This is a genomic window from Brevibacillus panacihumi W25, from assembly GCF_000503775.1.
GTDB lineage: Bacteria > Bacillota > Bacilli > Brevibacillales > Brevibacillaceae > Brevibacillus > Brevibacillus panacihumi_A.
In genome coordinates, this window is sequence record NZ_KI629782.1 from 1,421,996 (window position 1) to 1,443,276 (window position 21,281).

A 21,281-nucleotide genomic window follows, 5' to 3' on the forward strand; every position below is an offset into this window, starting at 1 on the left:
CTCCTAATCCTCCCCCAGCTTCACGGCTTGATGGATCTGCATGCGTGACAGGATGGCCCCGACGATTCCGATACCAACTACCAACGTAATGGCGACGAAGGAATAGATCATCCACTCGTCCTCCGCAGCGGAAGTGATCGTAAAGGGGGGAACCTGTTTTTCTGCATGCAGATACAGACTGAGCGCCGGAAGAAACAGCATGTTCGCCAGCTTGCCCGCTGCCATACCCATCGCGAAAGCAACGCCGAAGGTAAAAAACTGCTCCCAGGCAATGATGCGTAAGAGACTGCCAAATGACATGCCCATCGCGCGAAAAACCCCGTATTGCAGTTTGCGCGCCCCCAGCGTGAGCACCCAGTACATCACGTATCCAATGAAAGTAATCAGCATCGACAACAAAAAACCGAGCGTCAATGATCCATTTACCCCCAGATAGAACGCACTGTTCTTGATCTCGATCAACTGCTGGCGGGCATTGCTGATAAAGATGGGCTTGGCATCATTTTGCACCAGCCCGTTGTACAGCGCTTCAGACGTGGCTCCCGGCTGCATGTTCAGCCAGACCTGATAAGGCTCCAGATGCAATTTGGTATGGATGAAAGGAAGGTTGGCCACCATGAGATACTTTTCCTCCATCGCGGAAGAGGAGGAGGAACGCGGACCGACCGGACTCCACCCCGGCCAATAGTCAACGATGGCGTAAACGATCATTTCTACCGGGCGAATCCGCTTCCACCCGACCATGACGGTGTCTCCTTCTTTTACATTCATCTTGTTGGCCAAGGTGCGGGAAATCAACACGGCATTCGGTTTTTTCCCCAATACATTGAGATAGTCATTGATGTGATGGGGCAGCAGCCCCTGCTTCCACCAGATCGTCTGGGCGAACTCCTTCGGGTCGATGCCCATCAGTCTTACTTCCCTGACGCTTTTTTGCCCTTCGCTTATTTCTGCCATGTCGTGAATAAAGACCCGGGTTGCGTGCTCGACACCAGGAAGCCGTTGAAACTGTTCAAAATCGGGCTCCTCGTACTGAATCGGTGGCCTGACGGGCTCCGGCGCGATCTTGGCTCCCTCGAACTGCATGTTGGGGTTCCGATGGATAAACACAAACGGTTTGTCGCTTGCCCAGTTCACCATAAGACGCACGTCTGTACCATTTTGGTAAAAAACTTGCTCCTCAGCATTGAGATTGATTGTGCGCGCCGTACTCGCACTAAACATCCCGACTGCCACAGTGATGGTCACAAACACCATCAAAAACTGGTATTGCCGCGAAGCGCGTCCTACCTGTACCAGAGTGGTATGTACCGAAATCGGCCAAATCCTTCGTCCCAGCCAGTAGATTCCCCGCAAAAACAAAGGGTAGATGCGCAGGCAGAACAGACCAAATCCGAGAGAGAACAAGACAGGTACAAAAAACAGCAGGACGTCCACAGACATGACCATCGAGCCTTCTGTCGTCTTTTCGACATTTTCGAGTATATTTTGATAGGAATACCAGCCGTACGCGGCAATCAGCAAGAGCAGTACATCCAGAAAAAGCCGATGCCACATGGCCTGCCCTGTCATTCTGGCGGCATTTTGCTTATGGGTCACGATGTTTTGCCGTGTCGCGAAAAAGATAGAGATAAGCAAGAGGAACATGCAAGCGAGAACCGTCCAAACCGCGTAGGCCAATACCTCGCCGTTCATTTTGACCTGAATCCCTGTCCGATCGACGAATTCCAAAAATCCGTTGGAGATTCCCAGAATCTTGCTCAGCTGGATGCCGACATATGGTCCGATCAGCAGCGCGAGAAGCCCCAAAATCAGAATTTCTACAAAATAGATGCCAAAAATCTGTGCTCTCCCCGCTCCTCGACTCCCGAGAACGGCGATCTCGGTTCGCTGTCTCTCTATGATCAGCCCTGAGACCATGACCAGATAAATGATGAGCATGACAAAAATAGGAACGTACATGGACCACAAAATCGTCCGAAAATGCTGATTCTGCTCATCGTATTTTGTCGTGATCGAGCCGACGGGAAACTGAAAGCTCAGATCCGATTTTTTCAGACCGAACTGCATCAGATTTGCTTCCAAATCAGGCACGACTGACACCAGTTTTTCTTTGTCAGTGAATTGGAAAGCCTGATACTGAAAGGCCGCGTAATAGCGGATTGCGGTGACCAGATTTTTCTCTTCCAATATCGTTTTGCGAAACAGATCCTCATTCAAGATAAACCCTTTGTTGTACTCGGAGGATTTGGCGAACCAGTACGGATCATTGCCCTCCTTTTCCTTGAAGACTCCTACCGGTTTGACGCGAAAGGTCGCGTCCTCCGCGCTGCTCGCTGTCAGCTCGTATAGATGGCCGAGCACCATCTTGCGGTCCATCATCCCTTTTTCGGTCACGAGCGCTTCATAGATCCCGTCAACAGGTTCTGCCGCGGGAAGACGGCCGTCTATCATGGTGATGTGCTGATCCAGATTGCTCATCGAATACAAAATCCCTGTCTCTGGAGACTCTTCCTTCTGATCCAGCAATATCGCCTTGAAGGGAATCGACCGCATGACAGTCACTTGATCGAGCAATGGTGCGGATAAGGACGGTATGACGTCGTTTTGGAGGGTATTCGTCAAGTGAGCAAGCACTTTGGCTCCATTTTGGGCGCCAATGTCCTGGTTGATGGAGACCAAAAGGCCGCCAGGGAAATTTTTCACTACCCGCTGATACTCTTCCATGTCTTTGACGAATAAACGTTGCAGTACGCCATTCGTGAACGCGGGGATGCTGGACATCAGCCCGACCGCGACGACAAGCCCGAGCAGGAGGCTGCCGACCAGCCAGCGGTTATTCAGCATTTTTCGCAGAATCATCTGCAGCATAGCCACGATGCTTCCCCCCCTTATTCCAAAATAACCAACTGGCCTGGCTGCAGACCGCTAATGATTTCTACTTCGGCCTCGGTCTTGATGCCCACTGTGACATCAACTTCCTTTTTCACGTCCTCTTCCAGTACATGGACATACATTCTCTCATTGAATCCGCGCAATGCTTTCATCGGGATAATCACCGCATTTTCTTGCTGCTCCACGACGATCTCGAAGAACACGGAAGTGCCCACTTCGATTCCCAGCAGCGGTTTGACTGGCGCGATGAGCAGGCTGCGGTGGTACAAGCGCTTCAGTTCCTCAGGCACATCATCGGGTACATTCAAGGGAGTCTGTACGACAATTCCTTCAACATCCGTCCCATCCGGCAGCTTGATGAGCGCTTTTACCCCGTCCTTCACGTCCTTGATCGCATCTCGTTCCGGAGCCGTATAGAGGACATGCAGCTTGTTTGGATCACCGATGGTCACCAGCGTTTGATAGGCATCTATCTCGTCCCCGACCTGCTCATTGCTGACGAAAAGAACCAATCCGTCCATCGGGGCGACCAGTTTGGTATCCGCCAATCTTTTTTGCAGACTGGACAGATCCATCTCCCGTTGCTTGACATTCAGCTTCGCACGCTCGATCTTGTATTCCCGCCGTTTGGGATCTTCCAGCTCCGCCAGCTTCAACTTGGCTTGATCCAGTTCAATCTGAGCGAGTTTGGTCTCGCTGACCTTGGCGTTCATCTCTGCCTTGAGGACATTCAACCTGGCCTCTTCCACCTCGTATTGGTTATCCTGCTGCGCCTCCAAAAGCTCCAGCTTCGCTTTGTCTACTTCATACTTCGCCATCTCGATGCTTCGCTCCAGCTCGGTTGCATCCAGTTCGGCCAGAACCTGCCCCGCCTTCACCATATCTCCGCTGTTGACATTGAGCGTCTTCAGTCGCAAGCCCTTGCTCTCGGGAAAAGAGAGCTCCTTTTTGTCGACAGTGGTAAAGGTGCTTGTTCCTCTGATACTCCTCTTGATCGTTCCGAGCGTGACTTCTGCTACGTCATACGTGACCTGGACAGGTTCCACCAGGGGAGGAGCGAGGATTGGCTCTTCCTTGGGCAACAGGGAGCAGCCTGACAGCAGCGTTGCGAAGGCGGATACGATCGCTGCATGCCTCATCAGGCTAGGCAAGCATGCTTTGACGGATGGTTCCGTCTTCCAATTCGTATACAATATCGGCCACCTCCATCACACTCGGATCATGCGTAGTCATGATAATGCTCATCCCTTCCTCTTCCACCAGCTTGCGAAAAACGCGACTGATTTTTCTGCCCGTTTTGCTGTCCAATTCTGCCGTTGGTTCATCGGCCAACAGCAGCTGCGGTCGATGAGCCACTGCCCGGGCAATCGCGCAGCGCTGCTGTTCTCCGCCCGACATCTCATAAGGCCGATGGTGAGCTCTTTTGCTCAACCCGACCAACTCCAGCGATTCGTTGATTCTCGTCTTCCATTCTCGCGCGGCGACCTTTGACAGACGCAGGCCGAATTCTACATTCTCCGCCGCTGACATCAAGGGAAACAAGCCAAACGATTGAAAAATAAATCCCATGCCTTGTCTTCTGATTTTTGTGCGATTTCGATTTGGCAGTCTCCCAATCTCTGTTCCCTGGAAGTAAACCTCCCCGCTGGTCGGTCGGTCCAATCCGCCAAGCAGATTGAGCAAGGTCGTTTTTCCGGAACCGGAACGGCCTCTCAGCACGAGCAGCTTCCCTTTTTCGACCTGCAGATCAATTCCTTGCAAGGCGTGAACCGCAGCAGAACCGCTTCCAAAAATGCGGCCCAGATCTTTTGTCTCCGTGATAAACGGCATGAAAACCCCCCGCTTTTTGCATAATCACTCGAAATAGATAGACTTTTCGAAGAATAAATTATAGCATAATTGCCTTAAGTTGGAATTAACTGAAAATAAAGAGAAATAAACTTTTTTGGCGAAATCGGGTAGGAGGCTACCCATTATTTGGGCAGCCGACCTCCCACACCACCGTACGTACCGTTCGGTATACGGCGGTTCCTAAGTTTACGCAGTGACTTGTCGATAATAATCTGAAAAGAATATGAAACCGAGTCCTTTGATCGTGTTGTTTCCGAGGGATTGGGCGAGGATGGGACTATTGGAGGTTCTCCAGTAGCTCTTTCTTGTGTTTGCGTATTCCCATGCCTTCTGGTCTTGGACTCCGAATAATTTCAGCATTTTAAACCTTGTCCTTATCCGTTTCCATTGCTTCCAGTAGATCATGCGAATTCGCCTTCGCATCCATTCATCCGTGGTTTGGAGCAGTTTCTTCATGTCGGCAATTTTGAAATAGTTCACCCAGCCCATGATATATCGTCTGAGCTTCACGGCTCTGTCTTCGTTTCCTATTCCGTTGCTTCTTGCGGTCAACTCCTTAACCTTGGTTTTCATCTTCACGATGGATTTCGGATGGATTCTGACTCTCGTCTGCCCCTTGAGGGAGTAAAATGAGAAACCAAGAAATTTGACCTTCCTCGCCTCATCCACGACCGTCTTCTCCCGATTTACTTTGAGGAAGAGTTTCTTCTCGATAAAGGGGAGGATGTTCCTCAGCGCTCGCTCAGCACTTTTTCTGCTCTTGCAGAAGATGAGCAGATCGTCCGCATAGCGGACGAACCTATGACCTCTGTTTTCCAGTTCTGTGTCCAATTCGTTCAGCATGATATTGCTAAGTATTGGACTCAGATTGCCCCCTTGCGGTACACCGACTTCCGTTTCTTCAAACTTATGCTTCACGATGACGCCAGCTTTTAGGTACTTGTGTATGAGTGAGATGACCCGCCCGTCCTTGATGGTTCTCGATAATACCTCGACGAGTTTACTTTGATTCACGGTGTCGAAGTATTTCTCCAAGTCCATATCCACCACGTATTTGTACCCTTCTTGTATGTTCGCCTGACTTCTTCTGATTGCATCATGTGCGCTTCGTTTGGGGCGGAAGCCGAAACTATTCTCGGAGAACTCTTTCTCATAGATCGGCGTAAGCACTTGCGCTATGGCTTGTTGGATGACTCGATCAACAACCGTCGGGATTCCCAGGTTTCTTTTCTTTCCATTCTCTTTGGGGATTTCTACCCTCCGAACGGGGTTCGGACGGTATTTCCCGTCCAGGATTGATTGCCTGAGTGTCTCCCCATTCTCTTTGAGATGTTGTAGAAGTTCATCCACTCCCATCCCATCAATTCCGTGGGAGCCTTTGTTCGCTTTGACTCTCTTGAACGCTTCGTTCAGATTGTTCCTGCTCACAATTTTCTCGAGCAATCCATCCTTCGGCAAGTCTGTGTTGGTGTTATCCGTTTCAGTTATCCTCGCAGGAATGTGCGCTCCCGCATATCCTTCGTGTTCCGCACTATCTTTCTGCGTGAAGCCTTCCGTTGGAAGTTGGCTGCCCTTTGCTCCTGTTTTGGTAACTTTCATTGACTCACACCTCCTTAGGTTCGGCCCTTCCCGCATGTTGTCGACTGCATGCGGTACTATGGCGTCTGCTGACTTCTCATGATAAATCTTGTTTCAACCGTGATTCGAAGTGCATCTCCTCACGTCCATGAGACCTCCCACGGTAAGACGATTCACTTTCCTTCCATATACCCACATCATTTACATTGGTACGTCCGTGTAGTTAATTGGACTTCGTCTTGTTTGGCAGACTCATCCCGTATCCTATGCCTGATGATGTTCGTGTTCCTTGGGCCGGAAGTTTGCCTCCAGCTTCCTTTGGATTCCACCTCGCGGTGGACACCCTTGCTCTTGGCTAGTGGTTGGTAACTACAAACCCCCACAGTGGACTTTCACCACCTAGTTAATCGCCATGCGTGGCACACCAAAAAAAGTCAGCCGCACTTTGGCGACTGACGTATATCTGTACGAAATTTGACTTTACCCCATCACAATCTTTCTGGCCGCATTGACGAAAGTCTTCACGCCGATCTCGAGCGCGTCCTCGTCCACCGTGAAACGAGCGTGGTGATGCGGATAAACGATGCCCTTCTCCTGATTGCCGGCCCCGATATAAAAGAAGCAGCCAGGCGCTTTTTGCTGGAAGGCGGAAAAATCCTCCCCGCCCATCGTCGGGCGGCTTTTTACAACCCACTCCGGACCCAGTGTTTCGACGACGACTTCTTCCATCAGACGGCTGACCTCCTCGTCATTGATGACGGGACGGTAGCCATTTACGTACTTGAAGGTATAGGAAGCTCCATGCGCCTCTGTAATCCCTTTGATCACGCGCTCCATCAAGCCGGGGACGCTTTCGCGCAAGGCTGGGTCGAAGCTGCGCACCGTACCGCATAGCTCGACCGAACCCGGAATGACATTATGTGTGGTCCCGGCAACAAATTGTGTGACGGAAATCACGAGACTGTCCAAAGGATCGGTATTGCGGGAAACGATATGCTGCAGATTGGTCACGACCTGAGCCGCGACGGCAATGCTGTCGATCGTCTGGTGCGGAATTGCGGCATGGCCGCCTTTTCCCTGCACCGTAACCCAGAAGGTGTCGGGAGCCGCCATCACAGGACCCGAACTAATGCCAACCTTGCCGTACTCCATCTGAGCCCACAGATGCGTCCCGATCACCAGGTCGACGCCTTCCATGACGCCAGCCTGGACCATCTCTTCTGCTCCGCCGGGATGCAGTTCTTCTGCGTGCTGGAATAAAAAGCGGATTTCTCCTTTTACCTGATCCTTCATCCCCGCGAGCAGCTTAGCCGCCCCAAGCAGCATGGCGGTATGCCCGTCATGACCGCAGGCGTGCATCACACCGGGATTTTGGGAGGCGAACTCGAATGTGTTCTCTTCGGTTATCGGCAACGCATCCATATCAGCGCGCATCGCCAGCACAGTTCCCGGCTCCGGGCCGATCAGGCGAGCCATGACACTCGTCTGGGTCGGACGGCTAATCTCCAGATTGCCAAAGGATTGCAGCGTATCATAGACGAACTGTGCCGTTTTTTCTTCGTGGAAAGACAGCTCCGGGTGCTGATGCAGATACCTCCTCCACGCAATGACCTGCTCCTTGATCTCCTCTACAGCTTGATTCAGCGTTGCGACGGTCGTTGTCATCCTGTTCTCCTCCTCAAATAGGAACTTTTATCGGGGTGATGGTGACGCCAATGCGAGTACCGTCCGATACAAAACCGCGGCACTCTTCGCACAATCCTCTTTGGACGTATATTCCGCCGGGTTGTGGCTGATGCCATCCCGGGAACGGGCGAAAATCATGCCGACAGGACAAAAGTCTACCAACTGCATGCCGTCATGTCCGGCGCCGCTTGGCAGGATCATGGTCTCCAGCTCTTCTGCCTCGCATGCTGCCAAAGCTGCCTGCTGCACCTCCTGGGAGCAGATCACGGGAGCCATGCGCTGCAGGTCTTCTACCAGCAGCTTGACCCCGCGGCGCTCGCAGATTTCCTTGGCCTCCCGCAAAATGCTCTCTTCTACACGGGTACGCACTGCTTCATCGACGTCACGCAGGTCAAGCGTAAACTCGACGCGCCCCGGGATGACATTCGCCCCGCCGGGAAATACTTGCAGCTTGCCGACCGTTCCGACTGTGCTATTTGTCCGAGCCGCTTCCCTTTCGATGACCAGCATGATCTCTGATGCCGCTGCCAGCGGATCGCGGCGCATCGTCATCGGTGTCGTACCAGCGTGGCCTGCTTCACCGTCGAGCGTGAATTTGACCCAGATCGGTCCTGCGATCCCCTTGACGACGCCCACAGACAAGCCGCGGCTCTCGAGGACTTTTCCCTGCTCGATGTGCAATTCCACGTACGCCTTGACGCTGCCAGGCTCCCGCTTCGCGCGGTCGATCTGTGCGGGATCGAGTCCGTTTTGCCGCATGGCTTCCGCGATCGAGATCCCTTCCTCGTCTTGGGCTTCCAGCTCCTCGATCTGCAGCCGGCCTCCAAGCGCCCGGCTCCCGAGCATGCCATAGCCGAAGCGCGTTCCTTCTTCGTCGGTAAAAGCAATGACCTCGATGGGGTGCTCTGTCTCCACGCCGCTCTCGTTCATCGCTTGCAGGATCTCTACTCCGGCAAGGACGCCAAGCGGTCCATCAAAATCACCGCCATTCGGCACCGAATCGATATGGGAGCCGACCAGCACTACCGGTGCCGCAGGATTCTTCCCCTCTTTACGGCCAATCAGATTGCCGATCTCGTCCTCTCTTACGGCTAATCCGGCCTCCTGCATAAAGCGTGTTACCAAATCTTTGGCCGCCCGTTCCTCCGGGGTAAAGGAAAGTCTGGTTACCCCTCCTTCTGCTTGTCTGCCAATCGTGCCAAGCTGCATCAGCCGTTCCCACAGACGTTCTGCATCAATCACGTATGCGCACCTCCTGTATCTGCCTGTTCTTGTTGTGTTGCCACGCTTTGTTTGTCCTCCCCATTGTAGAATAGTCTGTCAATTTTGGAAAGGTCGCCAGTCCAGTTTTCCTTTTGCCAACTACCCTTTCAGCGGCTTGATCGCTTTTTCTCCCAGTGTCAGGGCCACATACAGAACCGGAATCACCAGCAGCGAAAAAGGTAGCGTCTCTCCGATCAACGACCAGCTGATCCATCCTTCCGCAAGCAAGCGGTAATAGGTGTACACGCTGTAGGGAAGTACCAGTACCACTGCTGTGACGACGCCAGGGGTGTAGGTGCGAAACAGCAGGCTTTGTCCGATATGGGTAAAGACATGCAGAAAAAGAACGTGCAGGCAGACCAGGAAGAAAGGCAAGTACGTGCCAGCAGGCCAGGTCAGAACCGTCAGGAGGACAGCGGCAGACAATACCGCAAAGATGCAGGTGACCGCCACCGAGAACTGGGCGGTGCTCATGGACAGCATCGGCTGGAACGTCTTTTGCGCAAAAGCGGGTATGCTTCGAGCAAGCCGTTCGCGATGGCGAATCAGCCAATTTTCCACGACGATGATCTCTTCCAGGTCATGCAGGACAAACACGATCAGGAACATCCAGATCACATGCGTCAATTCCATGCTTGCTTTCCCCTTTCTATCGGTTCTTGGGATTTATGGAACGTTACGGTGCAACGATGCCGCGTGCCAGCAATTCAGTGGCATGGTCTGCCAATTCCTCTGCCGTCATCACTTCCGTCAGCAAAAAACGCTCTGTCAGCCGATACAAGACCGCGACCATGGCTTCAGCCGCGACTTCAGGCGAAAGCTCCGGGCGCACATGTCCGGCATTCTGGTTGGTGCGCAGATTTTCCGCTACGAGCTTCGCCATTTGCTGATGCAATCGCTCCCCTTCCTGTGCAGCAGCCAGAAACACCTGCGTCAGTCTGGGTCTTGCACGAAAAAACTGGAAGAGTCCAAGCAGATTCTCCCTGATCTTCGGCACGGTCATCTCCTTGGGGAGCGGCGTCACCTGCTTGCCGGCATCCGCCAGCTCACTCAGTTGCGTGAAAAATGCATCCCGAAGCTCCCCGTAGACGGCTTCCTTGCTGGGAAAGTAGAGATAAAAGGCCGCTTGGGTCAGGCCAGCACGCTTCACAATATCGCTGACCCGCGTACGGTCGTAACCATTGCTTGCGAACTCCTCTGCCGCCGCTTCCAGCAGACGTTTGCGGCTTTTCTCCCCTTTTTCCGTTCTCGATCTGTTCATTGCGTCACCCCAAAACTAACTCACTAGTTATATAACTCAATAGTTAGTTTAACAGCCTCCCATGCTTTTACACAAGTGGCACTTGCTTTTTTGAGAATGACTCTGTAGAATAATCGATCAAAGGAAGATTGCACAGCGATGAGGAAGAAGAGTAGGCATTTAACGAGGCTTCAGAGAGCTGATGGGTGGTGCGAATCAGCGTCGAGTGAATGTTGAATGGGCTTCCGAGCTCCAGACCGAACCCGCCTTTTGCAAAAAGCGGCGCGTAGGCTTTGGCGTAGCGTCCGTACGTTACCAGCGGACACCGTATCGATCTCGGGTACGGAGCAAAGTGATTTTGTGCATGTTTTTGGCATGTGCAGAATAAAAAGGGTGGCACCACGGTTCATTCGTCCCTGTCCAGGGCGGATGGACCTTTTTTGCGTTCATTTGCAAGCGATCAAGATGGAAAAATGAAAGGAGTATGATGAAAATGAAAACCATTTTTTCCGGGATTCAACCAAGCGGCATCCTCACTTTGGGCAACTATTTGGGGGCGATGAAGCATTTTGTCCCGCTGCAGGAAGAATTCAACTGCTACTACTGCATCGTCGACCAGCATGCGATCACCGTACCGCAAGACCCTGCTGTCCTGAAACAAAACATCCGCCGTCTGGCAGCTTTGTACCTGGCTGTCGGTCTCGATCCGAACAAGGTGACGCTGTTCATCCAATCCGAGGTGCCCGCTCACGCCAAGCTGGGCTGGATCATGCTTTGCACCTCCTACCTCGGCGAGCTGGAGCGGATGACGCAGTTCAAAGACAAATCGGATGGACGCGGCGAATCCATCCCTGGCGGACTGCTGGCGTATCCGCCGCTGATGGCAGCCGACATCCTGCTGTATGACACCGACTTCGTGCCTGTCGGCGAAGACCAGAAGCAGCACCTGGAATTGACGCGCGATCTGGCCAACCGCTTCAACAGCCGCTACGGCGAGATCTTCAAGGTTCCTGATATTCGCTTGCCGGAGACAGGCGCACGCATCATGTCCCTGCAAGACGGCACCAAGAAAATGAGCAAATCGGATGCCAACCAGGGCGGATTCATCTCCATGCTGGATGATCCGGATACGATTACGAAAAAGATCAAACGGGCGCAGACGGACTCTGACAGCCAGGTGCGCTATGATAAAGACGAGAAGCCTGCCGTGTCCAACCTGATGACCATCTACTCGCTTTGCTCCGGCAAATCGCTGGAAGAGATCCAGGCCATGTACGAAGGAAAAGGCTACGGCGCGTTTAAAACGGATCTGGCGGAAGTCGTGGTCGAGACTCTGCGTCCGATTCAGGAGCGATACGAGCAGCTTTTCCATACTTCGGAGCTGGATGATATTCTGTCGGATGGTGCCCGGAAAGCCAATGAAGCGGCTAACCGGATGCTGCATAAAGTAGAGCAAGCGATGGGAATGGCGCGGGTGTAATCTAGCTTTCAACAGTGACGTTACAAAATCTACCTACAAGGATAAGAATCAGCATAATTTGTATGAATTACGTCTATTGAACTCGCACGTTCGTTGAATCGTAACATGTTTAAATATTGATTACGAGTCCTCATCTTTACATAAGGTGGGGATTTTTATTGCTTCCGGGCATTAATAGAAATAGTTCTGTAATATAAATAATGTCACTAGCGTTGCATAAAAAATCCTGGGTATAATAATTATTTTTTTCTGAATGTGATTCGATTTTCAAATAGCTAAAAACTGATCACCAGCCAAAAGGTAGTTCCGTGCCTCTTGGCTCTTTCCATAAAATGAAGTGATCTTCACATGCTGCTTCAACCATTTGAAAAAGATTTCGATGTCCCAGCGACTACGATGCATCTCACTTATTTCTTGTGCTGACAACTCCAGCCGATTTGTGATTAACATGATGGGATTTCCTTGTGAATCCGTTGTCTCCACAAGGCGTAGAAGATGCTTCATTCGTTTCTGTTGTTTTCCCAACTCTACGATACAATCCCTTGTAATAAGGCTACCCTCGGGAACAGAACGATCATAAAAATACCGAATCGACGCGTTCTTTTTTGTTCTTGTCACAAAGAAGATTCTACGGTCACAATACTCATCAAACTTGGTATAGTCAATAAATCCCCGATCGAATACATACGTGGTGCCGGATTTGTTTACAAGAGCATCTAGTTGAGTCCGGTCATGAGAGCGGGCTGAGGTCATCTGAACAGCTTCTGGATAGACGTCTTCCGGAGAAGAAAATGCCAACCGAAAGTGGAGTTTCACCCCAGCTTTTGTCTCACGAAACGTCGCCCATTTATACCTTTCGAGGCACAGTGGAATTGTGGTCGAGTCCACAATACGGAAATCTCGCTTCATAGTAGGAGGTACCGAACATAATCGAATCCGTTGAACCAAATCCGTAAAAACACGTTGAAGCAGTTCAGAATGGGTCTGTTGATGTTTGCGTGAAAGCTGCGAAGGACTGATCGACGCAAAGCCTAGCTCTCGCTGAAATTTTTTCCCTAATGTATCGTCAGCAATCGCCCGTAATCCTTTTCGTTGTTGCAATTGGGCATGCAAGAATAACAGCAGATAAGCCGGAGTAGTCAGCTTTTTTACGTACTTGTCCTGATCACTCAAAGCTAGATCTTGATAAAACTTTTTCGAAAAATGGGAGAAACCCATTTACCAAATGACGAGAGTAAGGTATTCTTGTCCATGCGCTTATCCTTTCAGTGGATTTGGACAGAAACTACCTGACCATTCCATTGTAAAGGATATTTTTATTTTCAGTGAGAACAAGACCGAGTCTTTTGTGTATTTTGACTAGATTAATGCAACGCTAGTGATAAGGAATGAATGAATACTCTACAAAACTTAATTAACTCGATTAATCTAATCTGAGAGTTTTTACAAAATGGTGGGAAAATACCAAAATATGTTGAATAATGATTTTTATTGTATTAAAATGGAAAAAAGTTAAAAAAGGGGTGTATCTATTTATGAGGTTACCAATGCTAAAATCATTCAATTCTATTAGGTTAATGAGTATTGTATTTATTGCAACCTTGGTTACCAATGGATTTATCATTAAGGATGCTTTAGCTGGCGTAGGAGATAGTCCTTTGGTAACAAAACAGAAATGTGTAACCGTCAAGTAGTTTTGAACACTTTTTGCTCATTAAGTTTGAACACTTTTTTCTCCGAAAATAGAGCTCCTGTATTTGATTCTGTAGCTGTCTTCGTTTAGTTGGATCACTTCCACTCTGTGAAGCAATCGATCTAATATAGCCGTCGTAATTCCTTGATCACCTATTAATTCTCCCCACTGTTCGGGTCCTTTGTTGGATGTTAATATGATTGAACTTCGTTCATACAGGTTGTTTATGAGGTGGAAAAATAGGTTTGCCTCCCTTTGATCCATTGCCATATACATGAGATCATCAATAATGACCAAATCGGATTCGTTTATTCTTTTAAGCTGCGTTTGTGATTTTGTGAGGTACTCTTGGGTTTTCAATAGATGGATCAACTCTCCCATGGTTGAAAAGGTAACTTGAAAACCCTTTTGTATCGCTTCTAACCCAAGTCCAATTGCAATGTGGGTTTTGCCCACTCCTGGAGGACCAAGAAGGATCAGATTGTACTGTTGTTCTAGCCAATTCAGTTCCTTCAACTGTTTGATTTGGCGGGAACTGATTGACTTTTGCTCATCGATCTGAAATTCATCCAAGGTCTTTTGATAGGGAAACTTGGCCCATTTCAATCTCCTCTCCGCATTTTTTGCTTCTCTCCGTTTCAATTCATAGGTTAAGAGTTCTTCTAGAAATTCCTGATAGGTCCAAGAGAATTTTTCAGCTTTACGAAGGAATTCAGGCAGTTCATTGGCTGTCTCCGCCATCCGAAGATGGCGGAAGTAATTTTGCATGGTCTGTACGGTGCTGTTCAACGTCAAATGCCCCCTAGTATTTTTAAATATTTATCCATTTCCCTCGTTGGTGAAGTGGCTTGTAATGCGGAGAGGTTGCGGAAGTTGCTTGGTATTGCTTGATCGAAACGAGGTTCTGAGGAGGGCTTGGTGGATCGGCTACACTGAATTGGACAATTCTCTTAAGGTCTAGTAGATTGAAATCAAATCGACAAGGAACGGAGAGAATGTCATGCAGAAACGTGAGCGTCGGTCATTTACAGACGAGTTCAAGCAGCAGATGGTTCAACTTTACGAGAATGGGAAACCGCGTGCAGATATTTTGAGAGAATATGATCTGAGTGCATCTGCGTTTGACCGTTGGGTCAAACAGAGTAGAACAACAGGTTCTTTCAAAGAAAAAGACAACCGAACCGAGGAAGAAAAGGAACTCAGAGCGCTGCGTAAGGAAATCCAACGGTTGAAGATGGAAAACGATATTTTAAAGCAAGCAGCGCTGATCTTCGGACGAAATTAACGGTAATCCAGCAAAACGCTCATAAGTATCCCATATCGGCCATGTGCAAGATCCTTCAGGTCAATAGGAGTACCTACTACTACGAGAGTAATGAGCAATCATCTGTCAATGATGAAGTAGAACAAGCAATTATCCGTATTTTTGAAGAGAATCAGCGCGTGTATGGAGCAAGGAAAATCAAAGCAAAACTTCAAGAAGAGGGAATGACGGTTTCCAGACGGCGCATTGGACGTCTGATGAAGAAAAACGGCCTGGTCTCGGTCTACACAGTGGCGCAGTATAAACCGCATATGTCGTCATGTAACGAATCGCCGATCCAGAACGAACTGAATCGCGAGTTTGCGAAAGAAGCACCACTGGAAGCCGTTGTGAGTGACTTGACATACGTTCGGGTCGCAAATAAATGGCACTATATTTGTTTGCTCGTGGACTTATTTAATCGGGAGATCATCGGTTACAGCTGCGGAAAATTTAAAGATGCCGCACTAGTCTATCAAGCATTTGCAAGCGTAAAAGGAGATCTACGCCAAATCCAGCTTTTTCACACAGATCGTGGCAGTGAGTTTAGAAATCTCACGATTGATGAAGTGATCAACACGTTCAAGATCAAGCGTTCATTGAGTATGAAAGGCTGTCCCTATGACAATGCAGTTGCGGAGGCAACCTTTAAGCTGATCAAAGCCGAGTTCGTGAGAAATCGCAAATTTGAATCGCTATCTCAGTTAAAGCAAGAGCTAGGAACATACGTCAAATGGTTTAACGAAGCAAGGATTCATTCCACACTAGGATATCTAAGCCCATTAGCGTACAAAGAGAAGGCACTTAAGAAATCTGTCTAGTCAGGTGTTGACAATCCATGGTATCTTTTAGTCGGGAAAGGTGCTGTGCAACATCCCGGAGGTCATTTGCACTCCATAAATGGTCTTTTACACATACATCCAAGGCTTCCTCAATATCAGGTTGGAAATGGGTGATGGCATATTGAACGATTTGCAAATGATCACGTACATACCTCGGATACCGAACGCTTATCTCATGAATAAACAGCATTGCTTTTTCTTGATCGTGAAATTGGCGGATAATGGTCTCCTTATAAGCATGAATCCCTTTAGATCGATCACGTGAGTGCTGTCTACTTTTTATAAGCTCTCCTTTTCCGTGGCAAAGCCGATGTCGTGCAAGAACTTCTCCTTGCGGAGTTGCTCTGACAATCAGTTCCTCTTCATGAATCTCGATAAATACTTGATTCTCTCCCCTTGGACGGTATGTCCCTAAAGGAAGGGAGTACCGATTGGATTTATATTTAATCACATTGTCCTTATGGACAGTTCTTGTTATACTGGATCCACGGTTGCTCTCGAAAGAGAGCAGGGGAGAGACTGGCTTCAAGTGTTGCTTTTCGAGGGCGTGCACTTCAACCGGTCTCTTTTTTGTTGTATGGTGCACATTGTAATTGCCTGTCCGTGATAGCCAGGCCAGAGACCGTTCGTTCCATGCATCGATATTGGAGAAAACCCTGTGTTTGGCAAAGTTTCTTTTCACGAATTTCACTACGTTTTCTATCTTGCCCTTACTTTGCGGATCTGCCTTGCGGCATAAATAAAGGCGAAATCCACGTTCTTGCTTATAAGACTGAAATTCACTCGTCAGGATAATGTCTCCTGCATTTTCACTTACGGTGATCAGGTGATCTTGGTCATAAACCAATTCCTCTGGCATTCCTCCGAAAAATACGAATGCGTTTTCATGGCATCTGATTGCATCCCTTGTGGTAAAGGGTCTGCTTTGCCACTCTACATACTTGAAACGGGAGTGGGAGAGAACAAAAGTGATGAAGTATAATCTCACGTCCTTTTTTTCCATATTTTTAACCGTGACTTCTCCCCAATCCACTTGAGCCTGTTGGCCCATTGGCAACTCGTCCACTGCTTCGTGATCACGAATATGTACAATTTTCGGAATATGGTATATTTCCCTTAGCTCACTAACATAGGATCGAACTGTGCTTCCTCCAATCTTAATGGAAGGATATTTCTCCTTTAACCAGTCCTCGACCTGAGAAGAAGACAGATCTGGATGTTCATGTAACCAACTGAGAATCCTATCCCGGTAGGGATTCAACTTTTTGCTTCTGTTACCAAGGGAATTGACCCAATCTGATGCCTCCTCAAAAGTCATATCTAGATATTTATAGACCGTGTTCCTCGACAGATCCAATTTCCTTGCGATGGCTGCCACCTTAAATCCTTGCTCTTTTAATTGATGAACCTGAAGATACAACAGTAATTTTTCCACCTTTCCCATCCCCCAGCCAAGCTATGTTGAACAAGTAATCATAGCTTAACTGGGTTACCAAGTGAAAGAAAAAAGTGTTCATTTCTATTTGGCGGATACTGTTGAATTTAGTTTAGCAGTTACAAAATGGAGCAATACAAAAGTTACGTATGATCTTGGAAGTGATCTTAGCAGAGGATTTAAAAATGCCGTTGATCATGCTGGGGTTATGGTTTGGAATGGTGTATCAAGTTTAGAATTTGAATATTCTGGCACATCATTTAATGATTGGGGTATGAGGGAACTAGATAATCCAGCGGTTACACAAATATATAGTACAGACAATAAGATTATAGAAGTTAATACCTACTTTAATGAACTAGAACAATGGAACACCGCTATCCTAGCAGACCCTGATCCAGATGAATTGGATGCTCTTACCGTGGCGATTCATGAATTTGGGCATTGGTTTAGATTGAGGGACACATACGATGATATGTATTCTGATGCTATGATGTATGGATATATAGACTATGGTGAAAAAAAAGTCAAATTGTCTTATGAAGATATAGATGCGGCTCAAACAATGTATCCATAAAAAGAAAGGGGTAACCGAAATGAAATTAAAAAAAATGTTAGGCTTTGGTATACTGGCTAACATAATTATGGCCACAATATTTTCCTTATATAGTTATGGGAATAACAAAGTTGTCGCAACAGTAAGTACTGTTGAGATTAATTACAAAAATGTTGAAGACTTAGCTACTAAAGCACCATTGGTTATTAAAGGGAAGGTTGTTGATATAAAAGAAGTTGAAAAGGTAGTATATGACAATGCAAAAGGAGAAGATGAAGATTTTGACGAAATAATTTATACAAATAAGGTATTCAAGGTAGAGAAAGTCTACAAAGGATCAGATGTAAAATCAGGTGATGAGATATTAGTTCGTATACTAGAAGGAGAAATCGATGATGTTGTTCAGCATTCTGAATTTACTGTAAGTGAAGGAGAGTCGTATGTCTTATTTTTAAAGCCAAGTGTTTATCCTAAGAAAGATGGTGCATATGCAATCGAGGGTGGAGCCCAGGGAATCTTTGAAATAAAAAATAAGTCGAATAAAAATAACATTAGTAGTCAAGAAATTAAAGTTGTAAATGAGAAATATAAAGAAATTGAAAGTCTTGATGAACTTGAAAGTACACTCGAAAATAGTTTGAATAATTAACAGGCTATTCAAAGTGGCTTTGATAATACTGTACCTTAGTTGTTACTAAAATCAAGATTTTCATTCAATGTGATCCAGACTTATAAAAAAATGGCTTCTGTAACGATCAGGAGTCATTTTTTTATGTCTTAATGATATGTTGCCTAAGTAGCAATAATCTTTATAAAGTGAAATATGGTTATCAATGGAGACGTTGCCGCCAGTCGTACAAATTTATGCTTCATGAGTGAAATAACAGAAAGAAAAAAGTTGGATAATAATCTCATTGCCCCAACTTTACTTGGGCCGATTTGTCACTCTTAGACGAGGATATAGATTTATTTGTCAGCTAGCGTTGCATAAAAAAATCCTGGGTATAATAATTAGTTTTTTCTGAATGTGATTCGATTTTCAAATAGCTAAAAACGGATCACCAGCCAAAAGGTAGTTTAATAGGGCTACCCTCGGGAACAGAACGATCATAAAAATACCGAATCGACGCGTTCTTTTTTGTTCTTGTCACAAAGAAGATTCTACGTCTAGTTTATAGAAGGAAACGAAAATAATCTACCTTAATCAAGTTACTGTTAACCTTTAATACCGGATCAAAAAATAGGTCATCACCTCTGTATTTGTAAAATTAGAGACTTTTACTCTGCAAAAAAATCCTCAAAATGCCCCGAATATTACGTAAAATTTTTAGATGACAACTTGAAGTGAGTTTTATTGTAACAATTATTAGTAAAAATGGAGTTCCCCAGGCAGCTAATAAAAACTACCTAGGAACTCCCCTCTTTTTCATTCCTCTGGAACTTTCATATTCCTTGCAATATACAGCACTGGCGTCGACGCAGCAGAGACGACGAATTTGATCAGGTAGGTGGTCAAAAGAATCTCGGCCCAGACGCCGAAGGGATAGAGTCCCCAAAAGGCGATGGTACAAAACGTCAAGGAGTCGAGCAACTGGCTGATCATGGTGCTGCCGTTGTTGCGAATCCACAATTGATTGGGGTGCGGGCATTTTTTCTTCAGCCAGGTGTAGATTTTCACGTCGACGAATTGGCTGAGCAGATAGGCGCACAAGCTGCCCAAGGCCAGCTGCGGCATCAATCCGAACAAGGCTTCCAGCGACGGCTGGGCTATATCTGTCTCCGTAGGGTCAAAAAGAATAACCAACTGCATGATGATCGTCGTCGCGATCAGGGTGAAAAAACCGAACCAGACGGCTTTTTTCGCCGCCTTTTCACCGTATTTCTCATTGAGAAGATCGCTTGTCAGATAAATCGACGCATAGATCGTATTGCCAAGCGTCATCACGAGTCCAAACATTTCAATGGTCTTCACGACCTGGATGTTGGCGAGAACGGTAGCTACCCCAACCCACGCATAAAGACCCATTCGGCCAAACATGCGGTAACAAAGAAGAAATAGTCCAAAGTTGACGAGCGCAAACAGCACTCCGAGAGTTAGATTGTACATCGGGTAAAACGGCCTCCTGGCTTAGCTCGCAAAAGCTGTAGAATCTGCACCCCTGATGCGGGCATGCTGTCATTCTACGGTTTTTCATTTTCTTTGGCAAATGAAAAACCCGGCGCACAGGCACCGGGATAATACCGTTCCTTTACAACGGGCTGTCAAATCGCCGTTATTTGTTTTTCGCGTACAAAAAATTATAGTAGCTGGCATGCTTCATCTCATCTGTCATGATGACAAAAATCGTGTCGCGGAATTGCTCCGGAATGTTTTGATAAATGACCCGATACTTTTCAAACGCCTTCAATTCGCCCATTAGAGCTTTTTCAATTCCGTCCAAATAGCTCTCCGGTTTTTGGAACTCTTCCCTCTCCGGCATCTCCTGCGGAGGTTGGCCGGTCAATTCGGTGTATATTTGACGGAACCATCGATTATGCTTTCGCTCGTCATTTCGGATGCCTGTGATGATTTGCTTATCCTTCTCGCTTGGAGCGACACTCAGCAGATAATCATAAAACATTTCGTCATGCCGCTCATCCGCGATTGATTCCTGGATCAAACGCAAGACGAGCTGGAGCCCATCATTTTGTGTCTCAGCTACAGGCAGATACGGAAAGGGAGCAGGATAGGAATACGGATCGTAGCCTGCATATACGAAAGGGGGGTACCATACAGGATTCATAGACATACTGACATTCTCCTTTGCCCATTTTCGTTTCAGGATATGCGCACTTCTTTCGAATGGAGCCTTTCCGTGGAAAATTCAGGCACGGCGTTCAGTGCAAGGACAGCGCCATGCGAGTGAATGCATAGGCGAGAGACACGAAGCAGTTTTTCCTTAGCCAATTGGCTTAGGGTTGCGAAAAGTCGCCGAGGTCGGCATCGATCATATGAACAGCATTCCCGTCGGTATCGAGCAAACCGACTTACTGCAACAGCTCGTCCATTCTGCTGATTAACTTTTACGCCTCTGCCGCGGTCTATGAGCAAGTACAACAATTGTCACCTGAAAAAACAAGGCAGTATCCGATGGTCCTAGAGCAAAGCAGCTTGTCCATTCTCCAGGATGTACATTCCTCCCTTCACTCATGAAAAAGACTGTCTGTACAAGGTTTTCGGTTCCTTGCACAGAAAAGGCTTCCAATATACCCTGGTGATGTTTCATCACATGCTTTTTCGTACCTGGATACAAGAAGACTTCACCATCTCCTGTAAAATTCGTGCCTAAAAGGCCGTTCGTTTTATCAAGACCCAATATTCCAACAACCTGTCGTTAGGTTGCGTTTGGATTAACTTTATACTGATCACTTTTTGCAAGAATAAGGCCGATTTCCTGTGCTCTAAGGTAAGATCGACCT

17 protein-coding genes and 1 other annotated feature are annotated in these 21,281 nt (G+C 47.6%); of the genes, 4 read left to right on the forward strand and 13 right to left on the reverse strand.

Annotation, left to right across the window (positions count from 1 at the left end; genetic code table 11):
* Positions 1 to 3: 3 nt before the first annotated feature.
* From T458_RS36145 to T458_RS36175, 8 genes are all read right to left on the reverse strand, one after another.
* Positions 4 to 2,871, reverse strand: coding sequence for an ABC transporter permease (locus T458_RS36145; RefSeq protein ID WP_252989820.1), 2,868 nt, complete (start codon positions 2,869 to 2,871; stop codon positions 4 to 6).
* Between the two features lie 20 nt (positions 2,872 to 2,891).
* Positions 2,892 to 4,088 carry an efflux RND transporter periplasmic adaptor subunit gene (locus T458_RS36150; RefSeq protein WP_023555906.1) on the reverse strand — a complete coding sequence of 399 codons (1,197 nt, stop codon included), beginning with the start codon at positions 4,086 to 4,088 and terminating at the stop codon, positions 2,892 to 2,894.
* On the reverse strand, positions 4,039 to 4,725 hold the full coding sequence (locus tag T458_RS36155; RefSeq protein WP_023555907.1) for an ABC transporter ATP-binding protein: 687 nt from the start codon (positions 4,723 to 4,725) through the stop codon (positions 4,039 to 4,041). Before T458_RS36155 ends, T458_RS36150 begins: the two co-directional genes overlap by 50 nt.
* A 207-nt stretch (positions 4,726 to 4,932) precedes the next feature.
* Positions 4,933 to 6,345, reverse strand: coding sequence for a group II intron reverse transcriptase/maturase (ltrA, locus tag T458_RS36160; RefSeq protein ID WP_023555536.1), 1,413 nt, complete (start codon positions 6,343 to 6,345; stop codon positions 4,933 to 4,935).
* 459 nt (positions 6,346 to 6,804) lie between these two features.
* The gene (locus tag T458_RS36165; protein WP_023555908.1) at positions 6,805 to 7,989 is read right to left on the reverse strand and encodes a M20 family metallopeptidase; all 1,185 of its coding nucleotides are present in this window, start codon (positions 7,987 to 7,989) and stop codon (positions 6,805 to 6,807) included.
* Between the two features lie 27 nt (positions 7,990 to 8,016).
* Complete coding sequence (locus T458_RS36170) at positions 8,017 to 9,252, reverse strand: Zn-dependent hydrolase (RefSeq protein ID WP_023555909.1); 1,236 nt, start codon at positions 9,250 to 9,252, stop codon at positions 8,017 to 8,019.
* A 120-nt stretch (positions 9,253 to 9,372) separates the two neighbouring features.
* Entirely contained in the window at positions 9,373 to 9,906 is a 534-nt protein-coding gene (locus T458_RS0128545; protein WP_031305509.1) for an HXXEE domain-containing protein, read from the reverse strand.
* Between the two features lie 43 nt (positions 9,907 to 9,949).
* Entirely contained in the window at positions 9,950 to 10,534 is a 585-nt protein-coding gene (locus tag T458_RS36175) for a TetR/AcrR family transcriptional regulator (RefSeq protein WP_023555910.1), read from the reverse strand.
* Positions 10,535 to 10,663: 129 nt separating this feature from the next.
* Positions 10,664 to 10,934, forward strand: a binding site (T-box leader).
* A gap of 72 nt (positions 10,935 to 11,006) precedes the next feature.
* Between T458_RS36175 and trpS the strand changes: the two genes are divergently transcribed.
* A complete protein-coding gene (gene trpS, locus T458_RS36180) occupies positions 11,007 to 11,993 on the forward strand; it encodes a tryptophan--tRNA ligase (RefSeq protein WP_023555911.1) in 987 nt (328 codons plus the stop codon).
* 267 nt (positions 11,994 to 12,260) lie between these two features.
* On the opposite strand, the gene T458_RS36185 is transcribed toward trpS, so the two are convergent.
* A complete protein-coding gene (locus tag T458_RS36185; protein ID WP_051410028.1) occupies positions 12,261 to 13,211 on the reverse strand; it encodes an IS4 family transposase in 951 nt (316 codons plus the stop codon).
* Positions 13,212 to 13,707: 496 nt separating this feature from the next.
* Complete coding sequence (gene istB, locus T458_RS36195; RefSeq protein ID WP_023555913.1) at positions 13,708 to 14,475, reverse strand: IS21-like element helper ATPase IstB; 768 nt, start codon at positions 14,473 to 14,475, stop codon at positions 13,708 to 13,710.
* Positions 14,476 to 14,686: 211 nt separating this feature from the next.
* On the opposite strand from istB, the gene T458_RS36205 reads away from it, so the two are divergent.
* Positions 14,687 to 15,810 (forward strand): IS3 family transposase gene (locus T458_RS36205; protein ID WP_144083812.1). Its coding sequence is split into 2 segments (ribosomal slippage): positions 14,687 to 14,936 and positions 14,936 to 15,810, totalling 1,125 coding nucleotides; the frame shifts between segments, so codons are not numbered across the junction.
* On the opposite strand, the gene istA is transcribed toward T458_RS36205, so the two are convergent.
* Positions 15,794 to 17,275 (reverse strand): IS21 family transposase, encoded by a 1,482-nt coding sequence (gene istA, locus T458_RS36210; protein WP_252989790.1) that lies wholly within the window; start codon positions 17,273 to 17,275, stop codon positions 15,794 to 15,796. The two genes, T458_RS36205 and istA, sit on opposite strands and share 17 nt — an antisense overlap.
* 52 nt (positions 17,276 to 17,327) lie before the next feature.
* Between istA and T458_RS36215 the strand changes: the two genes are divergently transcribed.
* Positions 17,328 to 17,843, forward strand: coding sequence for a matrixin family metalloprotease (locus T458_RS36215; RefSeq protein ID WP_023555916.1), 516 nt, complete (start codon positions 17,328 to 17,330; stop codon positions 17,841 to 17,843).
* A 19-nt stretch (positions 17,844 to 17,862) separates the two neighbouring features.
* Positions 17,863 to 18,471, forward strand: coding sequence for a hypothetical protein (locus tag T458_RS36220; protein WP_023555917.1), 609 nt, complete (start codon positions 17,863 to 17,865; stop codon positions 18,469 to 18,471).
* Positions 18,472 to 19,248: 777 nt separating this feature from the next.
* Here the strand turns inward: T458_RS36220 and T458_RS36225 are convergent.
* Positions 19,249 to 19,929 carry a queuosine precursor transporter gene (locus T458_RS36225; RefSeq protein WP_023555918.1) on the reverse strand — a complete coding sequence of 227 codons (681 nt, stop codon included), beginning with the start codon at positions 19,927 to 19,929 and terminating at the stop codon, positions 19,249 to 19,251.
* A 166-nt stretch (positions 19,930 to 20,095) separates the two neighbouring features.
* Entirely contained in the window at positions 20,096 to 20,611 is a 516-nt protein-coding gene (locus tag T458_RS0128555) for a ferritin family protein (RefSeq protein WP_051410029.1), read from the reverse strand.
* Positions 20,612 to 21,281: the final 670 nt, after the last annotated feature.